Origin of the sequence: Sphingomonas sp. BT-65, from assembly GCF_026107375.2 — a bacterium.
Classification (GTDB): Bacteria; Pseudomonadota; Alphaproteobacteria; order Sphingomonadales; family Sphingomonadaceae; genus Sphingomonas.
This window is the reverse complement of the sequence record NZ_JAPCIA010000001.1, coordinates 1743276-1762264: the sequence shown is the minus strand read 5'-3', so window position 1 is coordinate 1762264 and position 18989 is coordinate 1743276. Positions and strand designations below refer to the sequence as shown.

General features: G+C 68.4%; 19 protein-coding genes. 13 read left to right on the top strand and 6 right to left on the bottom strand.

What is annotated here, in order from left to right; all coding sequences use genetic code 11:
* Window positions 1–24 precede the first annotated feature (24 nt).
* The 4 genes from OK349_RS08410 (at window position 25) to OK349_RS08395 (ending at window position 4524) form a co-directional block, all read left to right on the top strand.
* Window positions 25–2244 (top strand): xanthine dehydrogenase family protein molybdopterin-binding subunit, encoded by a 2220-nt coding sequence (locus tag OK349_RS08410; RefSeq protein ID WP_265117366.1) that lies wholly within the window; start codon window positions 25–27, stop codon window positions 2242–2244.
* Window positions 2244–3245, top strand: a complete 1002-nt coding sequence (hemH, locus tag OK349_RS08405; RefSeq protein WP_265117365.1) for a ferrochelatase — start codon at window positions 2244–2246, stop codon at window positions 3243–3245. The genes OK349_RS08410 and hemH overlap by 1 nt, the downstream gene beginning before the upstream one ends.
* A 30-nt stretch (window positions 3246–3275) precedes the next feature.
* Entirely contained in the window at window positions 3276–3998 is a 723-nt protein-coding gene (gene phbB, locus OK349_RS08400; RefSeq protein WP_265117364.1) for an acetoacetyl-CoA reductase, read from the top strand.
* A gap of 187 nt (window positions 3999–4185) precedes the next feature.
* Entirely contained in the window at window positions 4186–4524 is a 339-nt protein-coding gene (locus OK349_RS08395; RefSeq protein WP_265117363.1) for a YciI family protein, read from the top strand.
* 151 nt (window positions 4525–4675) lie between these two features.
* Here the strand turns inward: OK349_RS08395 and OK349_RS08390 are convergent, their stop codons facing one another.
* Together OK349_RS08390 and OK349_RS08385 are read right to left on the bottom strand one after the other, a co-directional pair.
* The gene (locus tag OK349_RS08390) at window positions 4676–5212 is read right to left on the bottom strand and encodes an outer membrane protein (protein ID WP_265117362.1); all 537 of its coding nucleotides are present in this window, start codon (window positions 5210–5212) and stop codon (window positions 4676–4678) included.
* Window positions 5213–5572: 360 nt separating this feature from the next.
* Entirely contained in the window at window positions 5573–5962 is a 390-nt protein-coding gene (locus tag OK349_RS08385) for a glycine zipper 2TM domain-containing protein (protein ID WP_265117361.1), read from the bottom strand.
* Between the two features lie 388 nt (window positions 5963–6350).
* Between OK349_RS08385 and OK349_RS08380 the strand changes: the two genes are divergently transcribed.
* Complete coding sequence (locus tag OK349_RS08380; protein ID WP_265117360.1) at window positions 6351–7325, top strand: esterase-like activity of phytase family protein; 975 nt, start codon at window positions 6351–6353, stop codon at window positions 7323–7325.
* Window positions 7326–7399: 74 nt separating this feature from the next.
* Here the strand turns inward: OK349_RS08380 and rpmB are convergent, their stop codons facing one another.
* Window positions 7400–7690 (bottom strand): 50S ribosomal protein L28, encoded by a 291-nt coding sequence (rpmB, locus tag OK349_RS08375; protein ID WP_265117359.1) that lies wholly within the window; start codon window positions 7688–7690, stop codon window positions 7400–7402.
* 161 nt (window positions 7691–7851) lie between these two features.
* On the opposite strand from rpmB, the gene OK349_RS08370 reads away from it, so the two are divergent.
* Window positions 7852–8133, top strand: a complete 282-nt coding sequence (locus tag OK349_RS08370) for a hypothetical protein (protein ID WP_265117358.1) — start codon at window positions 7852–7854, stop codon at window positions 8131–8133.
* Between the two features lie 80 nt (window positions 8134–8213).
* The gene (locus OK349_RS08365) at window positions 8214–8642 is read left to right on the top strand and encodes a nucleoside deaminase (protein WP_265118565.1); all 429 of its coding nucleotides are present in this window, start codon (window positions 8214–8216) and stop codon (window positions 8640–8642) included.
* A gap of 153 nt (window positions 8643–8795) precedes the next feature.
* Here the strand turns inward: OK349_RS08365 and OK349_RS08360 are convergent, their stop codons facing one another.
* The gene (locus tag OK349_RS08360; RefSeq protein WP_265117357.1) at window positions 8796–9473 is read right to left on the bottom strand and encodes a YiaD family glycine zipper/OmpA-like lipoprotein; all 678 of its coding nucleotides are present in this window, start codon (window positions 9471–9473) and stop codon (window positions 8796–8798) included.
* Window positions 9474–9601: 128 nt separating this feature from the next.
* On the opposite strand from OK349_RS08360, the gene OK349_RS08355 reads away from it, so the two are divergent.
* Window positions 9602–10906 carry a hemolysin family protein gene (locus OK349_RS08355; protein ID WP_265117356.1) on the top strand — a complete coding sequence of 435 codons (1305 nt, stop codon included), beginning with the start codon at window positions 9602–9604 and terminating at the stop codon, window positions 10904–10906.
* 8 nt (window positions 10907–10914) lie between these two features.
* Here OK349_RS08355 and OK349_RS08350 read toward each other — a convergent pair whose 3' ends face one another.
* A complete protein-coding gene (locus tag OK349_RS08350) occupies window positions 10915–11121 on the bottom strand; it encodes a hypothetical protein (RefSeq protein WP_265117355.1) in 207 nt (68 codons plus the stop codon).
* 107 nt (window positions 11122–11228) lie between these two features.
* On the opposite strand from OK349_RS08350, the gene OK349_RS08345 reads away from it, so the two are divergent.
* Complete coding sequence (locus tag OK349_RS08345; protein ID WP_265117354.1) at window positions 11229–11912, top strand: ankyrin repeat domain-containing protein; 684 nt, start codon at window positions 11229–11231, stop codon at window positions 11910–11912.
* On the opposite strand, the gene purD is transcribed toward OK349_RS08345, so the two are convergent.
* Window positions 11909–13177 carry a phosphoribosylamine--glycine ligase gene (purD, locus tag OK349_RS08340; RefSeq protein ID WP_265117353.1) on the bottom strand — a complete coding sequence of 423 codons (1269 nt, stop codon included), beginning with the start codon at window positions 13175–13177 and terminating at the stop codon, window positions 11909–11911. The genes OK349_RS08345 and purD overlap by 4 nt on opposite strands.
* Between purD and xseA the strand changes: the two genes are divergently transcribed.
* From xseA to OK349_RS08320, 4 genes are all read left to right on the top strand, one after another.
* On the top strand, window positions 13176–14555 hold the full coding sequence (gene xseA, locus OK349_RS08335) for an exodeoxyribonuclease VII large subunit (protein ID WP_265117352.1): 1380 nt from the start codon (window positions 13176–13178) through the stop codon (window positions 14553–14555). The two genes, purD and xseA, sit on opposite strands and share 2 nt — an antisense overlap.
* Before the next feature lie 27 nt (window positions 14556–14582).
* Entirely contained in the window at window positions 14583–14786 is a 204-nt protein-coding gene (locus tag OK349_RS08330; RefSeq protein ID WP_372340543.1) for a DUF2093 domain-containing protein, read from the top strand.
* Complete coding sequence (locus OK349_RS08325; RefSeq protein WP_265117351.1) at window positions 14783–15670, top strand: M23 family metallopeptidase; 888 nt, start codon at window positions 14783–14785, stop codon at window positions 15668–15670. Before OK349_RS08330 ends, OK349_RS08325 begins: the two co-directional genes overlap by 4 nt.
* A 187-nt stretch (window positions 15671–15857) precedes the next feature.
* On the top strand, window positions 15858–18959 hold the full coding sequence (locus OK349_RS08320; RefSeq protein WP_265117350.1) for a TonB-dependent receptor domain-containing protein: 3102 nt from the start codon (window positions 15858–15860) through the stop codon (window positions 18957–18959).
* Window positions 18960–18989 lie beyond the last annotated feature (30 nt).

The window sequence follows — 18989 nt, the reverse complement described above, 5'->3', positions numbered from 1 at the left end:
TGAAGCGCGGGTAGAGCGTGGGCGATGGAGCGAAGGAAGGGCATCGATCGGCGCACGCTGCTGATCGGCGGCGGCGCTGGAATCGGGCTGGTGGTCGCCTGGGCGGTATGGCCGCGCGCCTATCTCCCCAATTTGAGCGCGCGCGACAACGAGACCGCGTTCGGTGCTTGGCTCAAGATCGCGACCAACGGCCAGGTCACCGTCGCGATCCCGCAATGCGAATATGGCCAGGGCATATTCACCACGCTGCCGCAGGCGCTCGCCGACGAGTTGGGCGCGGACTGGCGGATGGTGGGGGTGGAGCAGGCGCCGCTCAACCCGATCTATGCCAATTCGCTGGCGCTGGGCGAGCTGTTCCCGGGCGTGCTGCCCGAGCGGCTGGAGCGGACCTGGGCCGTGCGCAACGCGCTGACGCTGACCGGCGGATCGACCTCGATGCGCAGCTTCGAGGCGCCGTTGCGCGCCGCGGGCGCCGCGGCGCGGGCGATGCTGTGCAAGGCGGCGGCGCGGCGCTGGGGAGTCGACTGGCAGGAATGCGACACCACCGGCGGGCATGTCGTGCATGGCCAGCAGCGGTTGCGCTTCGGCGAGCTCGCGGCCGAGGCGGCGGGCGAGGAGGCGCCTGACGATCTCGTGCTACGTGAGGGCGAGACGGGACGGCTGAGCGGCGAGCCGCTGCCGCGGCTCGACGGGCCGGGCAAGGTCGACGGCAGCGCCAATTTCGCCGGGGACATCCGCTTGCCGAACATGGTGTTCGCGGCGCTGCGCCAAGGGCCGGTGGGAACGGTCAAGCTCGCGGCGATCGACGAGGCGGCGGCGCGGAATGTGCCGGGCACGCTGCATATCGTGAAGAACGAGATGTGGGTCGCCGCGGTCGCCAACAACTGGTGGGCGGCGAACCGGGCGCTCGAGGCGCTCAATCCGCGGTTCGAGGTAGCGGGCCGAGTGGAGAGCGAGACCATCCAGGCTGCGCTCGACGCCGCGCTCGACGGCGAGGGCGAACGGATGGCCTCGGCGGGCGATCTTGCCGCGGCGTTCGCGGGCGCGCGCGTGGTGACGGCGGAGTATCGCGCCGGGCTCGCGTTGCACGCCGCGATCGAGCCGATGACCGCGACAGCGGTGTGGGAGGATGGCCGCGTGCGGTTGTGGCTGCCGACCCAGGCGCCAGGCCTCGCGCGCGACGCGGTGGCGCGGGTGCTGGGAATCGGCACGGGCGACGTGGTGGTGCATCCAGTGCTCGCGGGCGGATCGTTCGGGCAGAATCTGGAACATCAGGTCGCCGAGCAGGCGGCGTTGATCGCGCGCGAGGTCAGGAAGCCGGTGCAGCTCACCTGGTCGCGCGGCGAGACCAGCGCGCAGGACCGGTTCCGTCCTCCGGCGGCGGCGCGGATGACGGCGCGGCTGGGGACGAACGGGAGCATTTCGGGATGGCTGGCCAAGATCGCCGCGCCGAGCACCGGCCATGAGTTGGCGCGGCGGCTGACCGGCGGCGGCGGGGCGATCGGCGCGAGCCTGGCGGCGGGCGGGATCGGCGACGCATCGGCGGTGGCGGGGGCGCGGCCGCCCTATCGCATCCCGGCACTGGCGATCGACCACCATCCGGCCGAGATCGGCGTGCCGACCGGGTATTGGCGGTCGGGGGCGCACAGCTACACCGCCTTCTTCACCGAGAGCTTCATCGACGAGCTGGCGCATGTCGCGGATGTCGAGGCCTTTTCGTTCCGCATCGCGATGCTCGCCGCCGAGCCGCGGCTGGCGCGGTGCCTGTCGACCGTCACCTCGCTCGGCGGCTGGCAGGGCGGGCTGCCGGGGAGCGGGCAGGGGCTGGCGTGCCACGCCTTTCGCGGCAGCTATATCGCGGTGATGGCCGAAGCCTCGATCGGCGGCGACCAACGCGTCAAGGTCGACCGGCTGGTCGCGGCGGTCGATTGCGGCCGGGTGGTCAATCCGAGCGTGGTCGAGCAGCAGATCGAGGGCGGGCTGATCTTCGGCATGGCCGCGGCGCTGGGCGCGACGACTGGCTTCACCGGCAACCGGCCCGACGCGCGGTCCCTCCGCGACCTCGAGCTGCCGCGGCTGGCCGATTGTCCCCAGATCATGGTCGAGCTGATCGCGAGCGATGCCGATCCGGGTGGCGTGAGCGAGCTGGCGGTGCCGCCGGTGGCGCCGGCGATCGCCAATGCGTTGCACGCGGCGACCGGGGTGCGGCTGCGCCAGCTTCCGCTGATCCCGGGCGGCGAGTGATGGCGCCGGAGCGGCATCCGGCGATCCCCGAGCGCAAGATCGGGGTGCTGCTGGTCAATCTCGGCACGCCCGACGCGCCTGATGCGCCGGCGGTGCGGCGCTATCTCTCCGAGTTCCTCTCGGACCGGCGGGTGGTCGAGATCCCGCAATTGGTGTGGCAGCCGATCCTGCGCGGCGTGGTGTTGCGCACGCGGCCGAGAAAGTCGGCGCATGCCTATGGGCTGGTGTGGACCGAGGAGGGTTCGCCGCTGGCGGCGATCACCGCGCGGCAGGCCAGGGCGCTGCAGGCGGCGTGGCCGGAGGTGCGGGTCGACTGGGCGATGCGCTACGGCAATCCGGCGATTGGCGAGCGGCTCGCGGCAATGAAGGAAGCGGGGTGCGAGCGCATCCTGATCGCGCCGCTCTATCCGCAATATTGCGCAGCAACGACCGCGACCGCGAACGACGCGGCGTTCGCGGCGCTGGCGGGGATGCGGTGGCAGCCGGCGCTAAGGACGCTGCCGCCCTATCATGACGATCCGGCCTATATTGCTGCGCTCAAGGAGTCGGTCGAGGCGCAGCTTGCTGCGCTCGATTTCGAGCCGGAGGCGATCGTCGCGAGCTTTCACGGGATGCCGCAGCGGACGCTTGAGCTGGGCGATCCATATCACTGCCATTGCGTGAAGACCGCGCGGCTGCTGGAGGCTGCGCTCGGGCGGGAATTGGTGGTGGCATTCCAGTCGCGCTTCGGGCGGGCGAAGTGGCTGGAGCCGGCGACCGATGCGACGCTGGCGGGCTTGCCGGGCAAGGGCGTCAGGCGCGTCGCGGTGGTCGCGCCGGGTTTTGCTGCGGACTGCCTCGAAACCCTGGAGGAACTCGCGATCCGCGGGCGCGCGACGTTCGCGGCGGCGGGGGGCGAGCGCTTCGCCTATCTCGCATGCCTCAACGACGGCGCGCCCGGCCTACTCATGTTGCGCAACATTCTCGCAAGGGAGCTTGCGGGCTGGACGGAGCTTGCCTAGCCTTTCCGCCAACCAATCTGGGAGAGGTTCATGGCACGGGTAGCGATCGTAACCGGCGGCACGCGCGGCATCGGCGAGGCGATCAGCGTTGCGCTCAACGACATGGGGATGCAGGTCGCCGCCAACTATGCCGGCAACGACCAGCGCGCCGCCGAGTTCACCGAGCGGACCGGGATCAAGGCGTTCAAATGGGACGTCGCCGACTATGACGCGTGCCAGGCGGGGATCGCGCAGGTCGAGGAGACGCTCGGGCCGGTCGATGTGCTGGTCAACAATGCCGGCATCACCCGCGACGGCACGATCCTCAAGATGACCTACCAGATGTGGAAGGAGGTCATGGACACCAATCTGGGCGGCTGTTTCAACATGGCCAAGGGCACCTTCCCCGGGATGCGCGAGCGCAAATGGGGGCGGATCGTCAACATCGGTTCGATCAACGGCCAGGCGGGACAGTACGGCCAGGTCAATTATGCCGCGGCGAAGAGCGGCATCCACGGCTTCACCAAGGCGCTGGCGCAGGAAGGCGCGCGCGCCGGGGTGACGGTGAACGCGATCGCGCCTGGCTATATCGACACCGACATGGTGGCCGCGGTGCCGGCCGAGGTGCTCGAGAAGATCGTGGCGAAGATCCCGGTCGGGCGGCTAGGCCAGGCCAACGAGATCGCGCGCGGCGTGGCGTTCCTGTGCTCCGAAGAGGGCGGGTTCGTCACCGGATCAACGCTGAGCATCAATGGCGGGCAGCATATGTACTGACGGGCGCAAGGGCGTGGGCGAAGCCACGGCCCCGCTGCGCGGCTAAGCCGCGCAGCGCCCGGCACGGCCGGCCGGTCCGGCTTGCCGGAACCCGTCCGACGCCAGCGCGGGCTTTGCCCGTGCTGGAGCAGGCCTACAACTAGCATCTCGACTTGCCGCCGCCTGATCCGCGATGCATCATCGAGGCATGACCAAATACCTCATCTCCTTCCCCAGCGAAGCCATGGTCGTCGCGGACGAGGATATGCCGGCCGTCTCCGCCGACGCGCTTGCGGTGATCGAGGAAGCCAAGGCGGCCGGCGTCTACGTGTTCGGCGGTGGAATCCATGAGCAGGTGGATCCCGTGCTGGTTTCCGGCGACGGGTCGGTGTCCCCGGACATCTATCCTGGCAGCCATCTCAAGGGCGGCTTCACGGTGCTCGAGGTGCCGACGCGCGAGGAGGCGGTCGAATGGGCGCGGAAGATCGCGGTCGCCTGCCGCTGCGCGCAGGAACTCCGCGAGTTCATGTACCACCCGGCGAGCTAGGAACCAGGCGAAGCGCCGCCGGTAGGACGACGCGATCGCAAACGGCCGCTAGCCACCAAACAGCAGCCATAGAAAAAGGCCGGCCTCCTCGCGGAAGCCGGCCTCCCTTCGTCTCACGCCGCGGCGCTGTCCAAACCGCGGCGTCAGTGCATCAGAAGCGCATGCCGACGCCGGCGACCACCTGGTGGCGCTCGACGTCCGCTTCGTAGTTCGAATAGCGATACTCGACCTTGCCGAAGAGGTTCTGGCCGAATTTGCGCTCGACGCCGCCGCCGACACGGAAGCCGTCGCCATTGTCGTCGCCCGCGACGCTCTCGACGCGCGCATTGGTGTAGCCGGCCTTGCCGTAGATCGCGGTCTTGCCCAGCACATAGCCGAGACGGCCGCCGACATAGAGGTCGCGGCCCGCCGAAGCGACGACGGTGTTGCCCGCCTTGACCTCGGCAGTGGATTCGGTGACCTCGCCCTCGATGCCGAACAGGACGTTGCCGCGCTGGAGATCATAGCCGAGGTTCACGCCATAGGCGAGGCCATCGGGGTTATCGAGACCCGCGGTGTTGAGGTCGAGAATGTCGTAGCCGACAACGGCCGAAACATGCGCGCCGTTGAAGGGGGCGGCTTCGTCCTGCGCGAAAGCCGGCGTTGCGGCGGCGGTCAGGGCGACGAGCGCCAGAGCAATCTTCTTCATGGTATTCTACATTCCTTTTTACAGCCCTGGGCGGATGTCTCCTCCGCCTCGGGGAGGGCGCATCTGGGTGTCGAATGTGGCAGAAACAAGCGCCAAGGCGTTCGAATCACGCGATTGACCGGAGAGTGTTGCTCAACTGATACACTTCGTTTGAGAATGCGCCTGACGGCGCATTACGGCACCGGCCCGCTCCCCCACCCGGCCACCCATATGATACTACCGTTGGGTGGCCGGGTGGGGAGCGGGCCGGTGCCGCCTCGAAATGCGCTCTTCCGCGCATTTCCAAACAGACACTATCGGATGCAAGTAAGGCCGACCCCCTTGCGGGAGCCGGCCTCCTTGTTTCAGACCACTACTGACTTAGCGGCGGCAATAGCCCGGACGGTCCGACCGGTCGATCTCGCGGCCGGCGATGGCGCCCACCGCGCCGCCGAGGATCGTGCCGAGCGTGCGGTCGCCGCGGCCGGCGATCGCGTTGCCGGCGAGGCCGCCGGCGATCGCGCCGACGATCGTGCCGCCGTCACCGTCGCGGCACTTCTCGCGCGCCCGGTAACGGTTGTAGCGGTTGTTGTAGCGGCGGTCATAGCCACGATAGCTGCGGTAGCCGCGATCGTTGCGGTAACCGCGGTCGCCATAATAGCCGCGGTCGTCGCGATACTCGTAGCGCTGCGCAGCGGCGGGCGTCGCGGAGATCAGCGCGGTACCGGTCATCGCCAGCGCGGCGCCGATCAGGGAAAGCTTCTTGAACATCGGTTTTCTCCTTGTTCTGCCGTTTCGTGCGATGTCGGCCCTGCGCCGTCATCGTTGAACAAGGGATTCGCACATCCGCATTGAGCGATGCCTGAATGTGCCGGTTATCTCCCGTTCAGCGAAAAGAGCGGCGCGTGCGGAGCGGGAATTGGCCGGTGCGGTGAGAGGGGCCCGAGGGGGAAAGCGCCCATCCCCGATACGCAACGCGGGGAAACACGGGCAGGGGCGTCCTCAAGGACGCGCACCGGCTGTTTGGCGGGCGTGCGCGATACGCGCGGCACGGCCCGTTGCGCTTGCTACTAGATGAACAGGGTTGAGCACTGGCTGAACACCGCCGTTATCCAAGGTTCAGCTTTGCGGCGGGAATCGGGCCGCTATGAGGGGCGCGATGCGTATCCTGCTCTCCGTGCTCCTGCTGTTGTTGTTCGTGCCGAGCTGGTCGGGGGACGAGCGGCTGGCGCTGCTGCCCGCGAAGGCCGAGATGGCGGCGCATCCGATGGCGCTTGACTGGCGCGATCCCGCGCGGGTGAAGCTTGGCGGGCTGACCTTTCTGGGCGGGGTGTACCTGACCGGCCCTAAGCCGGCGTTCGGGGGCTTCTCCGCGATGACCGTGGAGGGCGACCGCTTCACGCTGCTGAGCGACGGCGGGAATATCGTCAGCTTCCGGATGGGGCGCGACTGGCAGGCGCGCGCCCCGCGCTTCGCCGAGCTGCCCGACGGACCGGGGCGCGGCTGGCACAAGTCCGAGCGCGACAGCGAATCGCTCACGCGCGATCCGGCGACGGGGCAGCTATGGGTGGGGTTCGAGCGGGCGAACCAGATCTGGCGCTATGCTCCCGGCTTCGCACGCGCCGAGGCACATGCGGCGCCGCCGGCGATGGCGGAGTGGCCCGACAATGGCGGCGCCGAAGCGATGGCGCGGCTGCGCGACGGCAGCTTCATCGTGCTGTCGGAAAGCGAGGACGGTGACGCCAAGGGCACGCGGCGCGGGCTGTGGTTCGCGGGCGATCCGGTGCGCGCGCCGCGGCGCGGCTTCGCGTTCAGCTATCGTCCGCCCAAGGGGTTCAAGCCGACCGACATCGCCGAGCTGCCCGACGGAAGGCTGGTGGTGCTCAACCGCAAGGCTTCGCTGCGCGAGATGTTCACCGCGGTGGTGGCGATCGTGGATCGCGGCGCGGTGGGTGCAGGCCGAATCGCCACGGGCCGGGAGATCGCGCGCTTCGCCGCACCGGTGGTGCACGATAATTTCGAGGCGGTGGCGGTGACTCGCGAAGGGCGCGATACGATCCTGTGGATCGCCTCGGATGACAATCAGTGGCGGTTGCAGCGTTCGCTGCTGCTCAAGTTCAGGTTGGACGTATAGCCGGCGCCAGAACGCCGAACGGCCCGCGTCCCTTGCGGGAGCGGGCCGGTCGAAATTGCGAGCCCCAAACGGGTTCAGGCCGCGGCGGTCGCCTTCTTGGCGATCTCGCGCTTCAGGCGGCGCGCCTTGAGCGAGAGCTTCTCGTCGCTGGTCTTGAGCAGCCAGTTGTCGAGACCGCCATTGTGCTCGACCGAGCGCAGGCCGTGCGTCGAGACGCGCAGGCGAACCGAACGCTCCAGCGCTTCCGACAGCAGCGTCACATTCTGCAGGTTGGGCAGAAAGGTGCGCTTGGTCTTGTTGTTGGCGTGGGAAACATTGTGTCCCACCTGCCGGCCCTTGCCGGTCAGCTCGCAAATGCGCGACATCGCTTGATTCCTAGGTTTATGCCTGTTCCGGTCGTCCCGGAAAGAGCGGCCCGATACCGGGACAGGGGCTTTTCGTCAACCTCGTTCGACCGATCGCGTGCAACTTCGATCCGTCATGCGGCGTTATTACGCAAACGATTCAATTTTGGGGAGACTGAACGATGCGTGCAATCCTGGCGATACTGGGCCTCGCCGCCGTGGTGATCGTGGTGATGATCTCGGTCGGCATGCTGAGCGTCAACATGCAGTCCGGCTCGCTGCCGCAGGTCAAGCTGGAAGGCGGCAAGGCGCCCGAGGTGAAGGCCGATGTCGGCAAGGTCGGCATGGGCTATACCAACGAGACGATCCAGGTGCCGACCGTGGTGATGGAGAACAAGACCATCCAGGTGCCGACGGTCGAGGTCGAGAAGGCGCAGCCTGCGCCTGCCGCCAAGACGCAGTAGGCGGACACCGATTCGCGGGCGGCATGGCCAAGGGCGGCGTGCGCGGGCATAGCGGGGTGATGTTCCCGCTGCCCGAACCGATGCGCGCCGCGCTCGATGCCGCCCGCGCCGCCGCACAGGCGGGCGAGGTGCCGGTCGGCGCGGTGGTGATGCAGGGCGACCGGCAGGTGGCGGTCGCGGCCAACGCGCCGCGTGCCCTGTGCGACCCCACCGCGCATGCCGAGATGCGGGTGATTCGCGAGGCCGCGGCGAAGCTCGGCCGCGAGCGGCTGGAGGATTGCGACCTGTGGGTGACGCTGGAGCCCTGCGCGATGTGCGCCGGGGCGATCGCGCATGCCCGGATCGCGCGCGTCTATTACGGCGCACCCGATCCCAAAGGTGGGGCGGTCGAGCACGGCCCGCGCTTCTTCGCGCAACCCACCTGCCATCACCGGCCGGAAGTGTATTCCGGGATCGGGGAAGGCGAGGCAGGCGAGTTGCTGCGGGAGTTCTTCGCGGCGCGGCGGTGAAACTCCTCCCCCCACCGGGGGAGGGGGACCGCCGAAGGCGGTGGAGGGGCCGCCCCGAAGAGGGCGGTACCCGGTTGCGCCGTTTCCGCCGTCTGCGCGGCGGTCCCTCCGTCATCGCTGCGCGATGCCACCTCCCCTGAAGGGGAGGATTTCTTACCGCATGTCGCTGTCGCGCACCGGCACGATCTTGATCTCGACGCGGCGGTTCTGGGCGCGGCCTTCGATCGTGGCGTTGTCGGCGACGGGCTGGGTCTCGCCATAGCCGAGCGCCTCGAGCCGCGCCGATTCGACGCCGCGCATCGAGAGATAGCTGGCGACCGCGTCAGCGCGGCGCTCCGACAGCGACTGGTTGTAGGCGTCCGACCCGGTCGAATCGGTGTGGCCGTACACGTCGACATAGGTCTGGTTGTAGCGGTCGAGCACGTCGGCGACCTTGTCGAGCGTGGGGCGGAACTGCGGCTCGATCGTCGAGCTGTCGGTGGCGAAGGTGATGCCCGACGGCATCGACAGGATGAGGTCGTCGCCCCGGCGGATCACCTCGACATCGGTGCCCGCGGTACGCTCGCGGATCTCGCGCTCCTGCCGGTCCATGTAGCTGCCGATGGCGGCGCCGCCGATCGCGCCGATGCCCGCGCCGATGATCTTTTCAGACCGGTCGCGCCGCCCGCCGACGATGTCGCCAAGGATATAGCCGCCCAGCGCGCCGCCGATCGCGCCGATGCCGGCCTTGGACATGCGCTGCTCGCCAGTCACCGGATCGGTGACGCAGGCGCTTGTCAGCGCGAGCGCCGCGATGGCGGGGACGAGCGGCCAGTTGCCGAGATTACGCATGAACTTCCTCCTTTGATTTCGTGACCAGAATCGCGCGAGCGGCGGCGTTGTTCCGCCCTCGCATCGACCCGCGATGTAGACGGGCGTTGTGAAACTCAGCTGAATGCGACTATGGGTTCGGCAGGCCAATGGACCCGCTCCCCCCATTTCCCTGGATCGACGTCGCGATCATCCTGGCGCTGGTCGCGCTCAACGGTGTGTTCGCGATGTCCGAGCTCGCGATCGTCTCCGCGCGCAAGGCGCGGCTGGAGGCGATGGTGCGCACCGGTAAGCGCGGCGCGCAGACCGCGCTCGACCTCGCCGCCGATCCCGGCAAGTTCCTCTCGACCGTGCAGATCGGCATCACCCTGATCGGCATCCTCGCCGGCGCCTATTCGGGCGCGAGCCTGGGTATGCCCACCGCGGCGCGGATCGAGCTGCTGGGGGCGGAGAAGGAGACCGCGCAGACGATCGGTTTCGCGATCGTCATCGCGCTCACCACCTATGCCTCGCTGATCGTCGGCGAGCTGGTACCCAAGCAGTTCGCGCTGCGCTCGCCTGAGCCGATCGCGGTGGTGATGGCGACGCCGATGCTGTGGCTGTCGAAGGCTACCGCACCGGTGGTGTGGGTGCTCGACCGGAGCAGCGCTTTGGTGTTCCGCCTGCTCGGCATGAACCGCGAATCGGAGAACCGCGTCACCGCCGAGGAGCTGCACATGCTGGTGGCCGAGGCGACGCATTCGGGAGTGATCGAGGAGCATGAGCGCTCGATCATCTCGGGGGTGGTGCGGCTCGCCGACCGGCCGGTGCGCGAGGTGATGACGCCGCGCACCGAGGTCGACTGGATCGACGCCAATCTCGACGAGGCCGGAATCCGCAAGGCGCTGGCCGAGACGCCGCATACCCGCCTGCCGGTTGCCGAGGGTTCGGTCGACGCGGTGGTCGGCGTGGTGCAGGCACGCGACGTGGTCACGGCGCTGATCCTTGGGCAGCCGCTCGACCTGCGCGCGCTGATGCACGCCGCGCCGGTGCTCCCCGACCAGGTCGACGCGATGGATGCGCTGGGCGCGCTGCGCCGTGCCGCCGTGCCGATGGGCTTCGTCCATGACGAATATGGGCATTTCGAGGGGATCGTGACCCCGGCCGATCTGCTTGCGGCGATCGCGGGCGAGTTCGTGTCGGACGCCGATTTCGGCGACGAACCCGCGATCGTGGTGCGCGATGACGGATCGCTGCTCGTCTCGGGCCAGCTCGCCGCCGACGCGCTGGCCGAGCGGATCAGGATCGAGCTGCCCGAGGATCGCGACTATGCGACGGTCGCCGGCCTCGCGCTCGCGGTGCTCAAGCGGCTGCCGCAGGAGGGCGAGAGCTTTACCGAGCAGGGCTGGCGGTTCGAGATCGTCGACATGGACGGGCACAAGATCGACAAGCTGCTGGTGAGCGAGACCGGATAGCCTGCGTGCTATGCGGGTGGCGGCTGGTCGCGGCCGGCGTCTTCCTCGCGTGTGCGCTCGGCCTCCAGGCGCTTGCGGCGCAGCCGGCGGCCCCAGACAAGGATCGCGATGGCGCCGACCGCGCACAGCGCAACGACGATCAGATGCGTCACCGTTACCCAGCCGAACATCGATGCGGCGCCTGCGGGGGACAGGGATTCGGTGGTGCTGTCCATCGGGGGCCTCGGATAGGGTTGAACAACGTCAACGCTTCGCCGCGGCAAGAGTTCGCCGGGACGGTGCTCCGTGATATGACGACGCGCCACATTCCGGAGGGCGCGACATGCTGGAACGCATCGCGGCGGGCCGCACCGACCTGATCTTCGACTGGCTCGCCGGCGGCGGCGATCCGCAGGCGCGCGTCGAGGGCGCCGACCTGATCGGCTGGTGCGCCTATTATGGCGATGTGAGCGCGATCCGGCGGCTGGTGGAGGCAGGCGTGCCGCTCGAGCGGCTCGGCCGCAACCTCGGCCTCGGCGGCGCGGCGTTCCACGGGCATTGGCGGCTGTGCGCCTGGCTGATCGAGCAAGGCGCGGACGCCGATGGCGCCGATCCGGAGAGCGGCGAGACGCCGTTGCACAACGCGGTGAGCCGCGACAGTCCGGGACAGGAGGCGGTTGTCGCAGTGCTGTTGGCGGCTGGCGCCGATCCCAACAAGGCGACGATTCCCGGGACTGAGACTGGTTGCTTCATGCGCGATGTGCGCAACCGCGGCGAGGGCGCGCTGCACCGCGCGGCGGCTTATGCCACGCAGGGGACGATCGAGCGGCTGATCGCGGCGGGCGCGGTGCTCGACCAGCGCGACGCGCATGGGGATTCGCCGCTCAGCTGGGGGAGCTGGGCGCGGCGCGATACCGCGGTGCTGTGCCTGCTGCTGTTCCCGCCGCACCGGATCAATCCGGCGCGCACCTCGATGGCGCAATATCTGATCGGGGACGCCGACCAGGCGATTGCGGAGCCGGACTAGCCCCGCTCGCGCGCCACTTCGCGCCAGCCGATGTCGCGGCGGGCGAAGCCGGTGGGGAAGTCGATCGCGTCGACCGCGCGATAGGCGGCCGCCTGCGCTTCGGTGACGCTGGCGCCGGTGGCGGTGACCGTGAGAACGCGGCCGCCCGCGGCGACGAGCGTGTCGCCATCCATGCGCGTGCCGGCCTGGAAGACCTGCGCGCCGGTTTCCTCGGCGGCGTCGAGCCCGCGGATCGCGCCGCCGGTCTCGGGCGTGCCGGGATAGCCCTTCGCCGCCATCACCACGGTGAGCGCGGTCTCGGCGCCGAAGCGCGGGGCGGGACGGCTGGCCAGCTCGCCGGTCTCGGCCGCGAGCATGAGGTCGAGCAGATCATCCTCGAGCCGCAGCATCAACACCTGGCATTCGGGGTCGCCGAAGCGGGCGTTGTACTCGATCAGCTTGGGGCCGGCGCGGGTGAGCATGAGGCCGGCATAGAGCACGCCTGAATAGGGAATGCCGTCCCTGGCCATCGCCACGACGGTGGGGCGGATGATCGTGTCGATCGCCGCGGCTTCCAACTCGGGGGTGAGCACGCGGGCAGGGCTGTAGGCGCCCATCCCGCCGGTATTGGGGCCGGTGTCGCCGTCGCCGACGCGCTTGTGGTCCTGCGCCGAGCCCATCGGCATGATCGCCTTGCCGTCGGTGAGGATGAACAGGCTGGCTTCCTCGCCTTCGAGGAATTCCTCGATCACCGCCTCGCCGCCGGGCTTGTCGAAGATCGCGGCGATCGCGGCCTCGGCCTCCTCGTCGGTGAAGGCGATGGTCACGCCCTTGCCCGCGGCGAGACCATCGGCCTTGATCACCACCGGCCGCGGGAAATCGCGGGCGAGCGCGGCACGGGCGGTGGCGAGATCGGTGACGCGGACATAGCCGGCGGTGGGGATGTTCTCGCGCGCGCACAGGTCCTTGGTGAAGCCCTTCGACCCTTCGAGCTGGGCGGCCGCCTGCGAGGGGCCGAACACGGGGAGGCCGGCGGCGCGCAGGCTGTCGCTGAGGCCATCGACCAAAGGCGCTTCAGGGCCGACCACGACGAAGCCGATGTCGTGCGCGCGGCAGAACTCGATCACTGCGGGGTGATCGGTGAGCTTCACCTCGTGGCAAGTCGCGTATTGGGCGATTCCGGGGTTGCCGGGGATCGCGTGCAGGCTATCGAGCCGGGGCGATTGCGCGAGCTTCCAGGCGAGCGCATGTTCGCGGCCACCGGACCCAAGCAACAGGACATTCATGTCAGACCCCTTCGACGATAACGTTCCGCCGCGGCTCGTAGCCGAGGGGCGGGAGGGGGACAACGCCGCTCCGCTTTCGGTCGGCGAATTGTCGCTGAAACTGAAGCGCATGGTCGAGGGCGAGTTCGGCCATGTCCGGCTGCGCGGCGAGATTTCGGGGTTCAAGCGTGCGGCGTCGGGGCATGTCTATCTCGCGCTCAAGGACGCTGACGCGGTGATCGACGCGGTGATGTGGCGTGGGCAGGCGGCTTTGGTGCCGTTCAGCCCGCAGGACGGGATCGAGGTGATCGCCACCGGCAAGCTCACCACCTACCCCGGCCGCTCCAAATACCAGATCGTGATCGAGCGGATGGAGCTGGCCGGCGAAGGCGCGTTGATGGCGCTGTTCGAGAAATTGAAGGCACAGCTCGCCGGGGAGGGGCTGTTCGACCCGGCGCGCAAGAAGCCGCTGCCGTTTGCGCCGCAGACGATCGGCGTGGTGACGTCGCCTACCGGGGCGGTGATCCGCGATATCCTCCATCGGCTCGAGGACCGCTTTCCGACCCACGTGCTGGTCTGGCCGGTCAAGGTGCAAGGCCAGGGCGCGGCCGAGGAAGTGGCGGCGGCGGTGCGCGGGTTCGATGCGATGGTGGAGGATGGGTCGGTGCGGCGGCCGGACCTGGTGATCGTCGCGCGCGGCGGCGGCTCGATCGAGGATCTGTGGGCGTTCAACGAGGAAGTCGTGGTGCGCGCGGTGGCGGCATGCTCGATCCCGGTCATCTCGGCGGTGGGGCACGAGACCGACACCAGCCTGTGCGACTTTGCCGCCGACATGCGCGCGCCGACCCCGACCGCGGCGGCGGAGATGGCCGTACCCGTGCGCGCCGAGCTCGCCAACGGCATCGCCACGCTCGGCCTGCGCGCCGAGCGCTGCGCGCGGCGCTATCACGAGCGCGGCGGAGAGCGATTGGCGGCCTTGGTGCGCGTGCTGCCCCGGCGCGACGCATTGCTCGGGCCGCAGCGGCAAAAGGCCGACGACATGGGCGCGCGGCTCGACCGGGCGCTGGAGCGGCGCGTGACGGTGGCGCGCGGCGTGCTCGACCGCGCGGCGGGCGCGCTGCGGCCGGCGGTGCTCGAGCGCAAGCTCGACACACTGCGTCACCGGCTGGAGGGGGCGGGCAAGCTGCTCGACGCGGTCAATCCCGACAATCTGCTCCAGCGCGGTTATGTCCGCGTCGGCGCCAAGGCGAGCGGCAAGGTGGTGGCGAGCGCGGCGGACGCGCGCGCGGCGGGCGCGGTGACGCTCCATTTCCGCGACGGCGTGGTGGATGCGCGGGTTGAGCGCGCAGGCGGCAAACCCTATGCTCCATCCAAGCCCGAACAGCCCGATCTGTTCTGAATTGTCCGTAGCGAAACGAGTGCGCTTATGCTGATGTCGTCCAACACCGCCCGCCCGGCGCGGCTCCACTATATGGCGAACGGCTTTCGCGTGCTCGCGCCCGGCGACCATGTCGTGTGCGCGGTGAGCGGCGAGAAGATCCCGCTCGAGGCGCTGCGCTACTGGAGCGTCGAGAAGCAGGAGCCCTATGCCACGGCCGAAATCGCGACGCGGGCGATGATGACGCCATGAAGGCAACGGGGGGGCTTGTCATCGCGAGCGCCGCCCTTGGCCTGACGGCCGCCATTCCCGCCGCGCTGGCACCCGCGGACGCTGCGGCGGGGCAGGCTCGCGCTTCCGCCGCGCGCAACGACTTCGCGTTCGACGGGCCGATGATCCAGGGCGGCACCGTGCTCGGCACCGCGCCCGCGCTGACCAGCCGGCTGAGCTTCAATGGCCAGGATGTGCCGGTCGCGGCGGACGGCCGTTTCCTCATCGCGTTCGACCGCGACGCGGGGCCTGCGGCTGCGATCGTCGCGACGCGGGTCGATGGCAGCGCAATGCGGCGCACGCTTACGGTACAGCCGCGCGCCTGGCGGATCGAGCGGCTCAATACGCTGCCGCGCTATTCGCAGCCGACCGCGGAGTTTCAGCGCCGTCGTCCGGGCGAGCTCGCCCAGATGAGCACGGCGCGCGCGATCCGCTCGCCCTCGCAGGGCTGGCGGCAACGTTTCATGTGGCCGGTGACCGGGCGCATCTCGGGCCTGTTCGGCTCGCAGCGCATCTACAAGGGCGAGCCCGGCGCCTACCATTCGGGCGTCGATGTCGCGCGGCCGAGCGGCACGCCCGTGCTCGCGCCGGCGGACGGGGTGGTGATCCTGGCGGCGCAGGCGCCGTTCACGCTCGAGGGCAGGCTGCTGATGCTCGACCATGGCATGGGCCTCAACAGCGCCTTCCTCCACCTCTCGCGCATCGACGTGAAGGTCGGCGAGGTGGTACGGCGGGGTCAGACCGTGGGCGCGGTGGGCGCGACCGGGCGCGCCACCGGGCCGCATCTCCACTGGGGAATGAAGTGGAACGGCGCGCGGATCGACCCGCTACTGCTCGCCGGATCGATGCCGGTGACGGCCGACTGAACGCAGGATGGTTGCGAGTGTGACGTTTTTGTCACGTCGCGATTACAAATGACGCTGCCCCCTCGAACGCCATTGTGCGCGCGCCAGACCCAGACTTATGGTGTCATAATCTTGCGTGAGGTCCCTCCTGCGCAATCAACAAGGGCGGAAAACGCCCGCACAAAGGGGTGCTACTATTATGGTATCGATGGCACGTACGCGCCTGTTGACTTCGACGCTGCTGATCAGCGGCACGATGTTCGCAGTGCCCGCTTTCGCGCAAACCGAGACTGCGACACCGACCGAAGAGGACACCGTCGTCGTCACCGGTTCGCGCATCGTCCGTCCCAACCTCGATTCGAACAGCCCGGTGGCGGTGGTCTCGGGTGAAGAGACGACCCAGAACGCGGACGTCACGCTCGATACCTTCCTCAACACGCTGCCGCAGGTGAACCCGGCCGGCACGACCACCTCGAACAACCCGGGCAACAACGGCCAGTCGAACATCGACCTTCGCGGCCTCGGCTCGAACCGCAACCTGGTGCTGATCGACGGCCGCCGTCCGATGGTGTCGGCGACGACCATGGCGGTCGACCTCAACACCATTCCGCAGGGCCTGATCGAGCGCATCGAAGTCACCACCGGCGGCGCCGGCGCGGCCTATGGTGCGGACGCGATCGCGGGCGTGGTCAACGTCATCCTCAAGGACGATTTCGAGGGCATCGACCTTCGCGCCACCTACTCGAACTCGATCCCGCAGACCGACGCGCGCGAGCTCCAGATCAGCGGCACGATCGGCGGCAATTTCGCCGACAATCGCGGCAACTTCGCGCTGTCGGTCGAATATGCGGATCGCCAGGGCCTGATCAAGGCGCAGCGCGCGTTCGCGGCGCAGGCGACCTCGACCACGGGTTCGTTCCCGACCGGCTCGTTCACCGACAGCGCGGCCAACCCGATCAGCCAGGCGGCGGTTACTGCACTGTTCCAGGGCTATGGCTCGGCGGCAAAGGACATCCCCACGACCACGTTGCTCGGCTTCAATTCCGACGGCACGCTGTTCGGGCGCGGTACCTTCAACGACCCGCGCGATGTCACGAACTTCCGCTACGCACTCGATTCGCCGGCGAACCCGAACCTCAACTATTTCCCCGATTTCTACAGCTACAACTTCGACATCGTGAACATCCTCGTGCTCCCGCTGGAGCGTTATTCGGCGTTCACGCGTGCGAACTACGAGATCAACCCGTCGTTCGAAGTGTTCGTCCAGGGGGCGTACACCAACTACAAGTCGTCCACCGCGCTCGCGCCGACCCCGGTCAGCACCGGCATCGTCGGCGTGGGCAGCAACGCGTCGGTTCTCAACGCACGCTCCTCGCTCGTGAACCTCGTTCACGACAGCGGCGCGGGTGCGGGCGTGACGCCGGGACGTATCACCGGCTTCGTCGTGCCGGTGAACAACAGGTTCGTTTCGAACGATTTGCGGACGCTGCTCAATACGCGCGTTGGCAACGACCCCAATCTGGCGGGTAGCGGCGCTACCGAGGGCATCCGCATCGGCTATCGCTTCCTCGGCACCGGCCTGCGCGAGCAGGCGTTCGAGAACGAGGTAATCCAGGGCCTTGCCGGTCTGCGCGGCGAGATCGCGGACGGCTGGCGCTACGAGGCCTATTACTCGTGGGGCAAGACGGTCATCGACCAGGAGGCGCGCGGCAACGTCAACGTGCAGCGCGTGCAGGAGCTGCTCGAATCCGCCCCTGGCGGGGTTAGCGATGGCGGTGCCAGCCTCTGCGACGGTGGCTTCAACCCGTTCGGCATCCAGCCGCTCTCGCAGGACTGCGTCGACTTCGTCAATGAAACCGGCGTGACCAAGACGACCTTCACCCAGAAGATCGCCCAGGCCTATGTCACCGGCGAACTGGTCGAGCTTCCGGCGGGTCCGCTGTCGGTGGCGTTCGGCGTCGAGAAGCGCGATTTCCGCTACGAGTTCGATCCGGGCTCGCTGTTCGGTCCGATTGCTGGCTTCAACACCAGCACGCCGGACCTCGGCACCAACAGCTTCCTCGACTTCTTCGGCGAGGCGCTGATTCCGCTCGCCAAGAACGCACCTTGGGCTGAGACGCTCGAGCTCTCGCTCACCGCGCGTCATTCGAAGAGCGACTTCAACGACATCCAGAACGGCATCGACGGCGAGTCGTCGAGCGATTGGGCTTATGGCGGCACGCTCACCTGGGCGCCGATCCCGGAAGTCCGTCTGCGCGGCAGCTATCAGCACTCGGTCCGCGCGCCGAACTTCGGCGAGCTGTTCTCGGGCGGCGGCAGCTTCCCGCAGATCTTCGATCCGTGCTCGTTCAACACCAACTTCCGTACGACCGGCGGCGCGGCTGCGGCGAGCATCTGCCAGAATGCGGGTATCGGCGGCGTGGGCGCGGCGACGCTCAACAGCTTCGTCGCGACTCCGGGTGCGCAGGCGTTCATCACCGCCACGGGCAATCCGAACCTGAAGCCGGAGAAATCGGACGCCTTCACCGTCGGCGCGGTGTTCAACTTCGCCGGTTTCACGGGCTCGATCGACTATTACAACATCAAGATCAACGACACGATCTTCGCACCTGACGTGAACGAGATCATCGCGTCGTGCTATGGCTATAACGACCTCAACTCGAGCCTCAGCGCGACGAGCCCCTATTGTCAGGGTATCGCGCGTTCGGGCAACAACATCAGCGGCATCTATCTGCCGCCGAGCCTGGGCGGCGATCCCGCGACCGGTTACTTCCAGTTCGTCAACCAGGGATCGGTCAAGACTTCGGGCATCGACTTCCAGCTCGGCTATCGCCTGCCGACCGAGTTCGTCGGCCCGGCGTCGGCGATCAACTTCAACCTGCTGCTCAACTATCTGTTCGACTTCAAGGTCACCGGTCTCGGCGGCCTGAAGACGGACTATGCCGGCACCGCTTCCTATTTCGGCGCTGGTCTCGGCACCAGCTTCCCCGAGTGGAAGGGGACGCTGAACATGGGCTGGAACTTCAACGAGGAGCTCTCGTTCCACACCCGCGTGCGCTACATCGCCGATATGGAGAACCGCGCGGCGCGCCAGTATATCGGCGAGACGTTCACCGGGCCGGAATCGGTGTGGTATTTCGACTTCGCGGTGCAGGGCGAGGTCGAGAACATGACGCTGCGTCTGGGTGTCAACAACGCCTTCGACCGCCAGCCGCCGACCTACGCGCCGAACGTTCAGTCGGGCACCGACCCGTCGACCTACGACGTGATCGGGCGCCGCGCCTATGTGTCGGCACGCCTGAAGTTCTGACGGCGACACAGCGACTTGAAGGAGGGCGGG